This is a genomic window from Deltaproteobacteria bacterium, from assembly GCA_040223695.1.
Taxonomy (GTDB): domain Bacteria; phylum Desulfobacterota_D; class UBA1144; order Nemesobacterales; family UBA2774; genus JAVKFU01.
This window is the reverse complement of record JAVKFU010000015.1, coordinates 308,839-322,927: the sequence shown is the minus strand read 5'-3', so window position 1 is coordinate 322,927 and position 14,089 is coordinate 308,839. Positions and strand designations below refer to the sequence as shown.

15 protein-coding genes are annotated in these 14,089 nt (G+C 49.4%); 11 read left to right on the top strand and 4 right to left on the bottom strand.

The window, feature by feature from the left end:
• Nucleotides 1-5: 5 nt before the first annotated feature.
• The 3 genes from RIG61_05700 to RIG61_05690 are packed head-to-tail and all read left to right on the top strand — an operon-like array spanning nucleotide 6 to nucleotide 3,093.
• On the top strand, nucleotides 6-986 hold the full coding sequence (locus tag RIG61_05700; protein ID MEQ9618647.1) for a CdaR family protein: 981 nt from the start codon (nucleotides 6-8) through the stop codon (nucleotides 984-986).
• 14 nt (nucleotides 987-1,000) lie between these two features.
• On the top strand, nucleotides 1,001-2,380 hold the full coding sequence (glmM, locus tag RIG61_05695) for a phosphoglucosamine mutase (GenBank protein MEQ9618646.1): 1,380 nt from the start codon (nucleotides 1,001-1,003) through the stop codon (nucleotides 2,378-2,380).
• Nucleotides 2,380-3,093: a pyridoxine 5'-phosphate synthase gene (locus tag RIG61_05690; GenBank protein MEQ9618645.1), complete on the top strand. Its 714-nt coding sequence runs from the start codon at nucleotides 2,380-2,382 to the stop codon at nucleotides 3,091-3,093. Before glmM ends, RIG61_05690 begins: the two co-directional genes overlap by 1 nt.
• Nucleotides 3,094-3,157: 64 nt before the next feature.
• Here RIG61_05690 and RIG61_05685 read toward each other — a convergent pair whose 3' ends face one another.
• Nucleotides 3,158-3,622 (bottom strand): transcriptional repressor, encoded by a 465-nt coding sequence (locus tag RIG61_05685; GenBank protein ID MEQ9618644.1) that lies wholly within the window; start codon nucleotides 3,620-3,622, stop codon nucleotides 3,158-3,160.
• 170 nt (nucleotides 3,623-3,792) lie between these two features.
• Between RIG61_05685 and RIG61_05680 the strand changes: the two genes are divergently transcribed.
• Nucleotides 3,793-5,046 (top strand): folylpolyglutamate synthase/dihydrofolate synthase family protein, encoded by a 1,254-nt coding sequence (locus tag RIG61_05680; GenBank protein MEQ9618643.1) that lies wholly within the window; start codon nucleotides 3,793-3,795, stop codon nucleotides 5,044-5,046.
• Between the two features lie 67 nt (nucleotides 5,047-5,113).
• Nucleotides 5,114-6,148 carry a histone deacetylase gene (locus RIG61_05675; protein MEQ9618642.1) on the top strand — a complete coding sequence of 345 codons (1,035 nt, stop codon included), beginning with the start codon at nucleotides 5,114-5,116 and terminating at the stop codon, nucleotides 6,146-6,148.
• Here the strand turns inward: RIG61_05675 and RIG61_05670 are convergent.
• The 3 genes from RIG61_05670 to rpe form a co-directional block, all read right to left on the bottom strand.
• Nucleotides 6,145-6,966, bottom strand: a complete 822-nt coding sequence (locus RIG61_05670; protein MEQ9618641.1) for an ATP-binding protein — start codon at nucleotides 6,964-6,966, stop codon at nucleotides 6,145-6,147. The two genes, RIG61_05675 and RIG61_05670, sit on opposite strands and share 4 nt — an antisense overlap.
• Nucleotides 6,967-6,982: 16 nt before the next feature.
• Nucleotides 6,983-7,633 (bottom strand): hypothetical protein, encoded by a 651-nt coding sequence (locus tag RIG61_05665; GenBank protein MEQ9618640.1) that lies wholly within the window; start codon nucleotides 7,631-7,633, stop codon nucleotides 6,983-6,985.
• Between the two features lie 89 nt (nucleotides 7,634-7,722).
• Nucleotides 7,723-8,394, bottom strand: a complete 672-nt coding sequence (rpe, locus tag RIG61_05660; GenBank protein ID MEQ9618639.1) for a ribulose-phosphate 3-epimerase — start codon at nucleotides 8,392-8,394, stop codon at nucleotides 7,723-7,725.
• Nucleotides 8,395-8,627: 233 nt separating this feature from the next.
• Between rpe and metK the strand changes: the two genes are divergently transcribed.
• Genes metK through scpB form a run of 6 tightly spaced genes read left to right on the top strand, consistent with a single transcriptional unit; the run spans nucleotide 8,628 to nucleotide 14,068 of the window.
• On the top strand, nucleotides 8,628-9,788 hold the full coding sequence (metK, locus tag RIG61_05655; protein MEQ9618638.1) for a methionine adenosyltransferase: 1,161 nt from the start codon (nucleotides 8,628-8,630) through the stop codon (nucleotides 9,786-9,788).
• A 43-nt stretch (nucleotides 9,789-9,831) separates the two neighbouring features.
• Complete coding sequence (gene ahcY, locus RIG61_05650) at nucleotides 9,832-11,088, top strand: adenosylhomocysteinase (protein ID MEQ9618637.1); 1,257 nt, start codon at nucleotides 9,832-9,834, stop codon at nucleotides 11,086-11,088.
• A gap of 19 nt (nucleotides 11,089-11,107) precedes the next feature.
• Nucleotides 11,108-11,995 carry a site-specific tyrosine recombinase XerD gene (gene xerD / locus RIG61_05645; protein ID MEQ9618636.1) on the top strand — a complete coding sequence of 296 codons (888 nt, stop codon included), beginning with the start codon at nucleotides 11,108-11,110 and terminating at the stop codon, nucleotides 11,993-11,995.
• A 54-nt stretch (nucleotides 11,996-12,049) separates the two neighbouring features.
• Entirely contained in the window at nucleotides 12,050-12,736 is a 687-nt protein-coding gene (locus RIG61_05640; protein ID MEQ9618635.1) for a site-2 protease family protein, read from the top strand.
• On the top strand, nucleotides 12,733-13,506 hold the full coding sequence (locus RIG61_05635; GenBank protein ID MEQ9618634.1) for a segregation/condensation protein A: 774 nt from the start codon (nucleotides 12,733-12,735) through the stop codon (nucleotides 13,504-13,506). The genes RIG61_05640 and RIG61_05635 overlap by 4 nt, the downstream gene beginning before the upstream one ends.
• Complete coding sequence (gene scpB, locus RIG61_05630) at nucleotides 13,493-14,068, top strand: SMC-Scp complex subunit ScpB (protein ID MEQ9618633.1); 576 nt, start codon at nucleotides 13,493-13,495, stop codon at nucleotides 14,066-14,068. Before RIG61_05635 ends, scpB begins: the two co-directional genes overlap by 14 nt.
• Nucleotides 14,069-14,089 lie beyond the last annotated feature (21 nt).

The following is a 14,089-nucleotide window of genomic DNA, read 5'->3' as shown; positions in this document are numbered from 1 at the left end:
ATCCGATGGTAGACTGGCTGAGAAGACCTTTTGGATCATGGAGTGAAAAAGAAAAAACACGGGAACCTTTCCTGAGGGATGTCGGGAAAAAGATTCTCGCTCTCGTAATCGCCATTACACTCTGGGTTGTCGCGAATCTCCAGCACGATATCGAAAAAAACGTACAGATAGATGTGAATTATGCCAATCTCCCCCCGGGCCTCGTCATCACGAATAACCCGCCGAAGAAACTTAACGTAAGGGCCAGGGGTCCCAGAAGCCAGCTTTCATCAGTCTCGCCACAGGACATGTTCTTCACCGTCGATCTTTCAAACGTCGCCACCGGTACGTCCATGTTCGAGATTACTACCGACCAGATTATTCCCCCGCGTGAAGTCCAGGTCACGGGAATAAGCCCCTCCGAGATCAATATAGACCTGGACAAACTCGGACAGAAAGAAGTTGCGGTAGCTCCCTCGATAGACCCGCCCGATACGGGATTTGAAATTTCAGGCGAGCCCGTTGTAACCCCGACCAGGGTCAGCATCAGAGGGCCTGAGACATTGCTTCAGAAAATCAAGACCGTCGGCACGGATCCCGTTTCACTCAAGGGAGAAAAGTCGAAGTTCACGATAGAGGTCCCCGTACGCACACCCTACTCTCTAGTCGATATAATCGGCAACAACACGGTAAGGGTTACGATAGACCTCGAAGAAAAAATCCTGGAAAAGGAATTCAACAATCTCAACATAAACTTCGTAAACTTCGATAACTTGGATTATGTGACGGACAATAACATGGTGGCTGAACTCGCGTTTGAGGGACCTTTCAGCATTATTAACGAACTGAACAGTAAGGATATAGAATTATATGTGGACGGAAGCGAAATCAAGGAGTCCAACGGCAACGCGACTCACAGCCTCGAGGTGAGCGTGAACTACCCGCACAAGGATGTTCTTAAACTCACCAAGCAGACGCCGAAAACCATTTTAGTCAGGGTAAACTAACGCGGAGAATGGAATTGAAGAAGACCGGAAAAAGACTTTTCGGAACGGACGGTATAAGGGGCCTGGCCAATCAGGACCCTATGACGCCTGAGATGAGTCTCAGGCTCGGGAAAGCTTTAACGTATATTTTAAAGCAAGGCAAGCCCGATTCTCATAAACCCAAAATTGTAATAGGGAAGGACACCAGGCTTTCCGGCTATATCTTCGAGCAGGCCCTCTCCTCCGGTATCGCCTCAATGGGCGCAGACGTACTGCTTGTTGGTCCTCTTCCCACTCCCGCAATCGCGTTCATCACCTCAAGCATGAGAGCCGATGCGGGCATAGTCATATCGGCCTCGCACAATCCCTACGAGGATAACGGAATCAAAATATTCGACAGACACGGTTTCAAGCTTCCCGATGAAGAAGAGCTGGAGATAGAGAACCTGATGGAAAAAATCGGGGGGAACCATTTTAAAGCATCCCCCGACGATATAGGAAAAGCATTCAGGATAGACGACGCTCCGGGAAGATATGTAGTGTTTGCCAAGAACTCTTTTCCGGACACCCTTTCACTGGAAGGAATAAAAATCGTCCTCGACTGTGCAAACGGGGCCGCGTACAAGGTATCGCCTACCATATTTCAGGAGTTGGGAGCGGACGTTACAAGTATAGGCGTTCACCCCGACGGAAAGAATATAAACACGGACTGCGGCTCGCTCAAACCGGAACTGCTGAGGAAAAAAGTTATAGAGATGGGGGCCGACCTGGGGATAGCTCTCGACGGGGATGCCGACAGGGTAATATTCTGCGATGAGAACGGCGACATCGTAGACGGGGATAAGATCATAGCTATATGCGCCGATGAAATGATTAATAACGGAAAGCTGAGGGGCAAAGCGGTAATCACGACCCTTATGAGCAATATGGCGCTTGAAAACTTCATTCGCGGAAAGGGCATCGATTTTATCAGAACCGAGGTAGGCGACAGATATGTGGTTGAGGCCATGAGACAAATGAACTGTAATCTCGGTGGAGAGCAGTCGGGCCATATCATTTTTCTCGACCACACCACTACAGGGGACGGAACCCTGGCCGCGCTCCAGGTGCTCGCGATAATGAGAAAAAAGGAGAAGAAATTATCCGATCTCGCAAAAATCATAGAACTCTATCCGCAACTGCTAGTTAATGTGAGGATACGGCAAAGAAAGGATTTAAAAGAAATCAGGGGTCTTCCTGAACTCATGACCCTGAACGAGGAAAGGCTTAACGGCAAAGGCCGCATAAACATCCGGTATTCGGGCACCGAACCCATATCGAGAGTAATGGTCGAGGGAGAAAACCCGGCGCTTATAAAAGAGATCGCCACCGAGCTCGCGGACACTATTGAGAGGGATATAGGAGCGAGCCCTTAATGCCGGAATTAAATGTGAATATCGATCACGTGGCTACCGTGCGTCAGGCCCGAGGCGGCAATGAGCCAGATCCCGTTTTAGCCGCGTATCTCTCCGAGCTCGCGGGAGCCCGCGGCATAGTGGCGCATCTGAGAGAGGACAGAAGGCACGTACAGGAAAGAGACATCAGAATACTCAGGCAAACCGTCAAGTCGAAACTGAATATGGAAATGGCTCCCACGGACGAGATGCTTGAAATCGCGTGTGATGTAAAGCCGGACATGGTAACTCTGGTGCCCGAGAAAAGGGAGGAGCTGACCACCGAAGGCGGTCTCGATGTTGAGAAAAACCTGAAAGCCTTAACACAATACGTCAAAGCGCTCAGAAAGAACGGGCTTTTCGTGAGCCTTTTCATCGATCCCGACCCGGCTCAGATAAAGGCTTCAAAAAAAACAGAAGCACAAATGGTCGAAATTCACACAGGCGCCTACGCCGAGGCCGTTCATGAATCTCAGAGGGCGCGGGAGTTAAAAAAAATAGAGAAAGCCGCGAAAAAAGCCTCAGCCCTGGGCTTGAGGGTCGCGGCCGGACACGGTCTCGATTACATAAACGTCGGGCCAGTAGCCGGGATAAAAGAAATAGAGGAGCTGAATATAGGACACAGTATAATATCGAGGTCTGTAATCGTCGGGGTGGAGCGCGCGGTCAGAGAGATGAGCGAGCTTTTGGAATAGTCCGCCGCGAGCCAGAAGCCGTCTTTCCCCCTACCCTCCCGTACGTCTCAAGGGGAAAAACTCGTTATTTCGAATTCCTGCATTCCGAGCAAAGCCCGTAGATTTCGAGCTTGTGGTTGGTTAATTTGAACTCGTTCAATTTCGCTATCTGATTCAGGCAGGATTCGACCTGATTATTGGCGAATTCATAGATCTTGCCGCATTCGTTGCAAATCATATGGTGATGGTGCTCCTTTTCAGACCGAATGGGCTCGTACCTCGCCTTGCCGTCCCCGAAGTTCCTCTCGAACGCAATACCTGATTCTCTGAACAGCTTGAGGGTTCTGTAAACGGTCGCAAATCCTATAAAAGGATATTTCTGTTTGATATCCTCATAGAGTTCCTCGACGGTTACGTGCTTGCCGAGATAATGAGTAAAGAATTCATCGAAGATAATATCCCTTTGTTTGGTTGATTTGAGCCGCTTCTTGACAATGAATTCGTTAAAAGTCTTTCTTCTGTCCATTTTCCTTTTAGCTATAGGAGTCATTTTGAAGCTCCTTTGCGATTTTGATATTTAATATCAATAATAAACTAGAATGAAAGTAATATCAAGAGGTGAACACTGTTAAATGGAAATAATTACCATTAAAGATTTGCTGCGGTCCGAAGCCCCTGGAAATATTATGATAGAATTGTTGTTTTACCGGTACGAATAAAATGTCCTATGCTACCGATTATCTGAATTCTCTCGGTCTCAACAAAATAAAGCCCGGACTCGGCCGTATAAACAAACTGCTCAAAAGACTGGGCAGCCCGGAGGGAAAAGTCCCGGGCGTCATAATAGCCGGGACAAACGGCAAGGGGTCTGTCGCGTCGGCGATTTCATCAGTATTGAGCGCACAGGGTTACTCCACCGGATTGTACACCTCCCCTCATCTTATCAACATCACGGAACGGATACAAATAAACGGCAAAGAGATCAGTCCGCCCGAACTCGATGAAATCATTATAAGAGTAAAAGAGGCCGCTGAATCGTCCCTGGGCGAAGACCCCAGCTACTTTGAGGTACTGACCGCTTCGGCTTTCCTCTATTTCGCAGAAAAAGGGGTTGATTACAATGTGCTCGAGGTCGGTATGGGCGGCAGGTGGGATGCGACAAACGTGATAACTCCCCTCGTATCCGTGATAACCAATATCACGAAAGATCATACCGAATTCCTCGGCAACACGATAAGCGATATCGCGAAAGAGAAAGCATGCATAATAAAAAAACAAGTCCCTGTTATCACCGCGGCAAAAGGCAGGGCCCTTCACGTGATCCTTAAAACCGCAGCCGATAACTCCTCGCCCGTGAGCGTCTACGGCAGGGATTTCATATCTGCGGGAGAAAGCCCCGGCAACTTTACCTACAGAGGCCCCTTGTGGGAGCTAACACGTATTAAATCCAATCTGACCGGGCTTTACCAGATTGAAAACCTCTCGGTCGCGCTCTCGGCTCTCGAAGCCCTCTCTCAACACAGCGGGATTCAGATCGATGAGAAAGCTCTCAGAAGAGGGCTTTCCGGGATCAGCTGGAATGGGCGGCTGGAAATATTGAGAAAAGACCCCCTGATAGTACTGGACAGCGCGCACAACGAGGGAGGCGCGAAAGCCCTGGTCAAATCCCTCGAACAAATGTTTCCCGGAACAAAGTTCACTTTCCTGGTGGGAATGCTGAGCGACAAAAACCACGCATCTTTTTTCAGGGAGATTTCTCAGATAGCAAACGAGCTTTTAATTACGGATGTGCCCTCCGAGAGGCGCATGGAAGCGGGTAAGCTGTCAAAGATCGCGTCCAAATATCTCTCCTGCAATATTCGCGTAATAGAGGATTACCGAAAATCATTCGAAGAAATAATGAGGATGAACGGGCACTCCTGTATTGCGGGGTCCATATATCTGACAGGAGCGGTAAAAGCTCTTCACAGGTAATTTCACTTGAGCTTTGAGTAAGTCCATATACTGTGCTAGGATTTAATTCCCCGAGGGGGTCAACAACATGTCCAGAGTCGGAATCGTACTTGACAGGTTATATGTGGATCACGACAACGGAATGGGGCATCCGGAATCCCGGGAGAGGATACTCGCGATCGTGGACATGCTTAAATTCACTAAGCTCATGGACGAGGTCGTAAGGATCGAGCCCAGGGACGCGACAAAAGAAGAGATAACACTCGTCCATACCCCTGAATACTTCGACAAAATCGCATTTACCAGAGGAAAACCGAAGGTATTCCTCGACGCCGATACCTCTACCTGCCCGGTCTCGTTCGACGCCGCCGTAAGGGCCTCGGGCGGAATGCTCTCGGCAATAGACGGCGTCCTCGAAGGCTACGTAGACAGGGCTTTCCCCCTCGTGCGCCCGCCCGGACACCACGCGGAGGCGGACAGGGCTATGGGTTTCTGTCTATTCAACCATGTAGCCGTGGGAGGGGCATATTTGACGGAAATAAAAGGGCTTGACCGCGTGCTTATCGTCGACTGGGATCTCCATCACGGAAACGGGACGCAGCATATGTTCTACGACAAATCCAATGTGCTATATTTTTCCACTCATCAGTATCCCTACTACCCCGGCACGGGAGGTATGTCCGAAACCGGCGCGGGAGAAGGGGCAGGCTATACCGTAAACGTCCCGCTTCCCGCGGGCATGGGCGACAATGAATATCTAAAAATATTCGGAGAGATACTGGGTCCGGTAATCGAGCAGTACAGGCCGGAGTTCATACTCGTATCCGCCGGTTTCGATACGTATTATGAAGATCCCCTGGGGGGCATGAAGGTAACGCCCGAAGGGTTCTCCAAGATGACCAGATTTCTCACGGACGCTGCCGATAAATACTCGGGAGGCAAAATTGTCTTCATTCTCGAAGGCGGCTATAACCTGGACGGGCTCTGGATATCGACAAAAGAGGTAACAGAAGAGCTCCTCGACAAGAAACACTCCGGTTACGAGCCGTCAGAAAGCAACTCCGAAGCCGATTTAATAATAAACAAAGTAAAAAAGGAATATTCCGGATACTGGAACTTTTAGGCCTTCTTTTTTTCTTTCCTGTAATCCCGTCCTTCAAGATGCAGGAACTCGCACATCTCAAAGAGCCTCGAAGCGATCCGCTCCCCTACCCTCTTTTCGAGGATTTCATCCGTATCGCCCTTCTCTCTGGCAATTTCCCTCGACACATAGTTTGTAGTGATTAGTGTTTTCTTAGACGCGTTGTAGCGCTTAGAGATAAGCTGATCGAGAATATTAAGCTCCCACTCGTTGCTTCTCCCCTTTCCGAGCTCGTCAATAACGAGCACATCGGTTTCCGTAAGCGGCTGTATGATTGTATTCTCGGGAGTGCCTTCGGAATACGCCTGCTTCAGCTCCGAGAGGAGATAGAAAAAGTCCTTGAACATGCACCTGACTCCGTGATACAGCGTAAGCTCGGAAATAGTTCCTATCGCGAGGTGAGTCTTTCCGAGCCCGGACGGCCCCATAAGCAAAAACCCCCTTTTTGTCGGATACTTCTTTACAAAATCCTCCTTGGCGTATTTAAGAGCTTTCTCAAAGGATCTTTCTCTCTGGCTCGAAAGCCCCGCGTCCACCTGCAGCACGTGCGAGTATTTGGCCGGGATGCGAGCCAGATTGTAGAGCCTTACGTTCCTTCTCACGACACCGCACACCGCGCAGGACGAGATATAGGAATAGCCTTTCTCGTTCGTAGACAGTATATTTCCCTCGCCCCCGCACTCCCCGCAGTTGAGCACGCACCCGCACAGCTCAGCCGTAGCGTAGCTTCCCCTGCTGTTTACTATGAATCCCGACCAGTGACAATCGTCACATCCGGGCCGTTTATCATTCTTTGCCATTTTCATCACAGATATATCAGCTCACCGATTTTATTCCGTGCCTGTTCGCCAGAATCTCGTTCCTGAACGAAATCATGCTTTCCCTGTACGCATCCTCCGTCATATAACGGGCGCGATCTTTTAAAAGAGACTCGGCGTCAGAAACTATTCTTTCTTTTTCACCTTCCGAAAGGCCGCTGAAAAACTCTTCCATACACTCTTCCTCAACACCGTTTATCCGCTTTAGTAGGTTCTCTTTCTCCGAATCACGTAGTCTCAGAATCCTTATTCTCAGGTCTATATAATAATTCCTGAGCTCTTCCCTCTTCTCGGCGTCTATAATACCGCTCAGCTTTTCCGCAGTCTCGTTCAAAACCCCGTCAAATTTCACATCCCTTACGTTACCCGGACTGTTTTCGAGGGTTTGGGGCCCGTATCCCTCTACGCACCTTTCTACATGCTCCGCGCAATGCCTGATACTTTTAGGGACTCCCGCATCCGGTTTGTTCTTTCCGCCCGCTTCGGCGAACGCCCTGTTTATTCCCCTTAAAACCAGCTCTTTCGGCACTCCCCTCTGCTTCCACGCACTGATGAGACTATAGTCCATTGAGGAGAGCATTATTCCCTCCCCCGCCAGAGAAAGGAAGTATTTTTCCACATCTTTTATGTAATCGGGGCCGCTTATCATAAGGATATATCTATTCTAAACCAATAGCGTCAAAATCCAAAGAAGCGCGGTACCCGCTCACTCTTTCCGGCGACTGCCCGGGAAACAAATCAAACCGCTCCAATCTCTTCTTTCATCCGGGATATGGTCTCCCCGTAGTCCCCCGTATTAAATATCCCTGAGCCCGATACAATGACATCGGCGCCCGCCTCTGCGATGAGCTTGACATTGTCCAGCTTAATCCCGCCGTCGACTTGTATGAGAGGCTTGTGTTCGGACTTGTCGATAATCTCACGCAGCCTTTTAACCTTGGGAACCATAGAGCTTATGAACTTCTGACCCGGAAATCCCGGCTCTACAGTCATCACGAGAATCAGATCCACATAATCGAATATTTCCTCGATTACGGACAGAGGGGTCGCGGGGCTGAGCGCTACTCCCGCGCCCACGCCGCGGGATTTTATTCCCGATACGGCGCTGTAAAGATGTCTGCATGTTTCTATCTGGAGCGTAATTCCAACGACCGCGTCCCCTCCGGCATCGATGAATTTCTCCGCGAACTCCTCAGGGTGCTCTATCTGGAGGTGGATATCCATCGGCGGAGGATCGGTCTTGCCGAGCGCTTCCACTATCGGAAGCCCGATAGTTATATTGGGTACGAAGTGCCCGTCCATCACGTCCACATGTATCCAGTCGGCCTTCGCTTTCTTGAGAGCCCTTACCTCCTCTCCCAGTCTCACAAAGTCTGCCGATAGTATAGATGGCGCTATCAGTTTGCTCATAATTTCTTTTTCCCGATTCGGACTATGGTTAATAAGCGGATACTTTCAGGGAAGGCATTATACCATGACACCGGGCGGTTTTAAAAGGGAGTTATGTACCGCTAGTTATTTATTGAATTGGCACATGTCTCTTCCTATGCCCGCCTTGACAGACCCCCTAAAATTAATTACGCTACTCGCTTTTGTTGACCAATTCTCATTCCTGAAGAAGGACAATTACAAGGACAATAGCTATGTCGAATAAAAACTTTATTTTCACCTCGGAATCTGTAACCGAGGGACATCCGGACAAGATGGCGGATCAGATATCGGACGCCGTCCTGGACGCAATGATCGGCGGGGACCCTCACAGCAGGGTCGCCTGTGAAACCCTTATCACCACGGGGCTTGTAATAGTGGCAGGGGAAATTACAGCCAACACCATAGTTGATATTTCCAACATCGTAAGAGACACAATAACCGAAATCGGTTACACGGACAGCTCGATGGGATTCGACGCGAGCACGTGCGGGCTCATGATAGCCGTGGACAAGCAGTCTCAGGATATAGCGATAGGCGTGAATTCGAGCGGGGAAAAGGAACAGGGCGCGGGAGACCAGGGTTTGATGTTCGGTTACGCTACGGCTGAGACCCCCGAGCTTATGCCTTCCCCGATAATATATGCGCACAAGCTTGCCGAAAAGCTTTCCGAGAAGAGAAAACAGGGCGTCCTTCCATTCCTGAGACCCGACGGGAAAACACAGGTCACGGTTCGTTACGAAAATAATGTCCCTGTAGGTATTGACGCGATAGTGGTCTCTTCCCAGCACTCGGCTGACGCGGATAACAAAACGATTAGCGAGGGAATCAGGGAGGAAGTTATAAAACCCTGTATAGACGAGGAGCTAATCAACGAGAAAACCAAAATATATATAAATCCCACCGGCAGATTCGTCACGGGGGGCCCGATGGGCGATGCCGGGCTAACGGGAAGAAAGATAATCATAGACACGTACGGAGGATGGGCGCGGCACGGAGGGGGGGCGTTCTCCGGAAAAGACCCTTCAAAAGTGGACAGGAGCGCTGCGTATATGGCGCGCTATGTGGCTAAAAATGTCGTAGCCTCGGGTTTCGCCAGGGAGTGCGAGGTTCAGCTCGCCTACGCCATCGGTATCGCGGAGCCTGTCTCCGTAATGGTAGAGACATTCGGCACTAATACGGTTCCGGAGGAAAGAATTTCAGAGGCTGTAAGAGAAGTATTCGATCTGAGCCCTTCAGGAATAATCAGGACGCTCGACCTCCTAAAACCTGTATACCGGGAAACGGCGGCGTACGGTCATTTCGGCAGGAGCGGTTCCGGATTCACATGGGAAAAAACCGACAAGATACATGACCTGGAAAGGGCAGTCGGCTGATTTCTATTCGTTTCATTCTCAATTAAACTAAACGGAGGCTAATATGGATTACGACGTGAAAGATTTAAAACTCTCTAATGAAGGAAAGCTTAGAGTCCAGTGGGCGGCTGAGGAAATGCCCGTACTGGCTCTGATTCAGGAAAGATTCAAGAAAGAAAAGCCGCTCAAGGGAATGACAATAGCGGCCTGTCTGCATGTGACAACAGAAACAGCGAATCTGGCTATCACGCTTAAAGAGGGAGGCGCGACTGTAGCCGTATGCGCGTCCAACCCGCTCAGCACCCAGGACGATTCAGCGTCTTATCTCGTAAAAGAGCACAACATTTCCGTATTCGCAATAAAGGGTGAGGACACCAAAACATATTACAATCATATTAACAGCGCGCTAGATATGGCGCCGCACATTACTATGGATGACGGAGCCGACCTCGTATCGATACTCCACAAGGACAGAAGGGAGAAGCTCGTTGACGTGATCGGGGGCACCGAGGAAACGACTACGGGCGTAATCCGGTTGAGGAGCATGGCGGAAAACGGCGTGCTTGAATATCCTATCGTAGCTGTAAACGACGCCGATACGAAGCACTTTTTCGACAACAGGTACGGAACGGGCCAGAGCACCCTGGACGGAATCATAAGGGCCACGAACAGACTCATTTCGGGCACCACTTTCGTAGTCTGCGGTTACGGGTGGTGCGGCAAGGGACTCGCGATGAGAGCCCGCGGAATGGGAGCGAACGTAGTGGTTACCGAGATAGACGAGCTTGCGGCGCTCGAAGCCGTAATGGACGGGTTCAGGGTAATGCCCATCGCCGAAGCCGCAAAGATAGGTGACTTCTTCTGCACCGTAACGGGAAATTTAAACGTCATAAGAAAAGAACACTTCCCCAAGATGAAGGATGGAGCCATAATATCCAATTCCGGTCATTTCAATGTCGAGCTCGACCTGCCCGGACTGGCCGAAATATCCACTGGGAAGCGCCAGGTCAGGGAATACGTGGAGGAGTACAATCTCAAGGACGGAAAACGGATTAACGTGCTTGGAGACGGAAGACTCATAAATCTGGCCGCCGCCGAGGGGCATCCATCGAGCGTTATGGATATGAGCTTCGCCAACCAGGCCCTTTGCGCCGAGTATGTTGTCAAAAACGCGAAAAGCCTTGAGAATAAAGTATATGACGTGCCGAGGGAAGTCGATCAGGCTGTGGCCAGGATGAAGCTCAAGGCCAAAGGCATAAAGATAGACACACTAACCCCGGAGCAGAAAAAGTATCTGAGCTCATGGGAAATGGGCACATGATGTTGTAGAATGTTAGGGTATGGACGCACTCTTGGACTCTTTTCTCACATACCTGGTGGTTGAAAAGGGACTCTCGGAAAACACGCTTGAATCCTACGGAAGAGATGTAAGAAAATTTGCCGATTTCGTAAAGAAGAATGACATCGAATCCGTAGAAGCGATAAAGTACAATAACATTCTGGATTTTCTCTCTTACAGTAAGGAGCAGGGTTTCAGCGCAACCACCATAGTAAGAAGCATCGTATCCATAAAGCAGTTCTTCAAGTATCTCAGGATGGAGAAAATTCTAACGGAAGACCCGACGGCCCACATTCGCACGCCCAGAATGAAAAAGAGCATTCCGGGCGTGATATCACTAAATGAGGTTGAGAGGATCCTTGCCGCCCCTGATGAATCTTTGCCGGAAGGTCTGAGAGACGCGGCGATGCTCGAGGTTTTATACGCGACCGGCATACGCGTATCCGAGCTCATAGGGCTCAAACTAAACGACGTAAATTTCGAACACGGTTTCGTCGTGGTTTACGGAAAGGGCTCAAAAGAAAGAATCGTCCCCATGGGGGACAAGGCCAGGAACAAATTACTCGACTATCTCCGGGATTCGAGACCGGCGCTGCTAAAATCAAGAGAGGCGAAAGCCCTCTTTGTAACCCGCAGGGGAAAGGGGATGACCCGCCAGGGCTTCTGGAAGATAATAAAACACCGCGCTTTAACTGCCGGCATCTCAAAGAAAATCAGTCCCCATACACTGAGACACTCTTTCGCCACGCACCTGCTCGAGCGCGGAGCCGACCTGAGGACAATACAGGTAATGCTCGGACACTCGGATATTTCGACCACCCAGATATATACCCATGTGGAGAGCGAGAGGCTTAAGGAGATTCATAAAAAATACCACCCGAGATCGTAAAACTCTCATAATTCAAGTATATTATTCTGGAAATAGTCTTTAATCACACCTGAAATGAATTTTGACTTTCTGAAAAATATAGACCTGATTCTGATCCAGGCCCCTGTAATACTCCTGTCACTCACCGTGCACGAGTATTTCCACGGCTGGACAGCGAACAAGCTCGGAGACCCGACTGCCAAGATGCAGGGAAGGCTCACTCTCAACCCCATCGCCCACCTCGATATATTCGGCACCATACTCATGTTCCTGGTCGGGTTCGGATGGGCCAAACCCGTACCCATTAACCCGAGGAATTTCAAAGACCCCAAAAAGGATACTATTCTCGTAGCCGTAGCGGGTCCCCTGTCGAACCTGGCGATGGCTATAGGCGCGGGACTGCTTCTAAGATACATCGTGCCTAAAATGATCACGGGCGAGGTCGGCTCGGAGGGCATCTATTCCATATTAACTATTATGCTTATTCTGACCCTGATTTACGGTATCGCGCTCGCGGTATTCAACATGATCCCGATACCGCCTCTTGACGGATCGAGAATACTATACGGAGTGCTTCCGGACAATTACGCATACGCATACAGCAGGTTCGAACCCTACGGGGTCATATTCCTCTTCGCTCTGTTTATTTTCGGCGGGGGCATATTCAAATATCTTCTGTACCCCGTATCTTTTATTACTATCTCACTTTCGGGTTACAGTTACGGCACACTTTGGGGTATTATAGAAGCATTGTTACGATGAACGACACGGGCCAAACGGCGGAATCCCTGCAGGTAAAAGAGCCCTGCCTGATAAAGCTTCAGCTTTTCGAGGGGCCTCTTGACCTACTGCTCCATCTTATAAAGAAAAACGAAGTGGATATATACGACATCCCAATTGCGGTAATCACGCACCAGTACATAGAATATCTGGAATTAATGAAAGTGATGAACCTGGAAGTGGTGGGGGAATACCTGGTCATAGCGGCTGAGCTGAGCCTTATAAAATCGAGGATGCTGCTCCCCAAACCCGTTATAGAGGAAGAAGAGGAAGACCCGAGAGCGGAGCTCGTAAGGAGACTGATCGAGTATCAGAAATACAAGGACGCCGCCCAGGATCTTATCAGCAGGGAAATTCTCGGAAGGGACGTATTCAAGAGGGACTTTGAAAGCCCGGAATTTGAAATAGAGGAAGAAATAGAGCTTGTACCCGTGGACCTCTGGGCCCTTATAGAAACCTTCCAGGAATTTTATCAACGGAGAAGCTATCTCTGGGCTGAAGAGATCGTTTACGAAGTGGAGGGCGTAACGATTGAAGAAAAAATAGGCCAGATGCTCGAGAGACTGAAGGAAAAATCAATGCTGAAATTCGAGGAGCTGTTCGACGACTGCTCTTCGAGGTTCGAGATGGTGATAACGTTCCTTGCCCTGCTCGAGCTTGCGAGAATGGAAAACGTTCTCGTCGCCCAGGAGAATCCCGACTCCACAATTCTTATTTCATATTCAGGAGAAAACGGCGTTGGAATCTACTGATATAAAAAAAGCTATCGAATGCATAATTTTCATTTCCGATCAGCCCGTTTCAGTCGACAAATTACAGCAGGTATTCACGGAAGTGGAAAGAGCCGACATAAAAAAGTATTTAAAGGAATTAATTCACGACTGGGCGGAACTAGGTAGAGGAATAATTCTTGAAGAGGTTGCGGGGGGTCATCAGTTCAGGACCGACTCCGCTTACGGCGAGCACATTTCAAATTTCAACAAGAGAGTAAAAAAGTTCAGACTGAGCAGGGCGGCTCTTGAAGTGATAGCCATAATAGCCTACAAACAGCCCGTCACCAGGGTCGAAGTGGAAAGCATAAGGGGTGTTGATTCTTCAGGCGTAATAAACGCTCTCCTGGAAAGACGAATACTCGAGATAAAGGGCAGAAAAGAAGTAATAGGAAAGCCTTTCCTCTACGGAACTACGAGCGAGTTTTTAGAGGTTTTCGGCCTTAAGAGTTTAAACGACCTTCCGACACTGAAAGAAATAGACGAAATAAGCAAGAACCTCGATCCGGGCATATCCAGCTTATCCGAAGAATTAACCGATTAGCTCACTTTCCGCCGCACATGC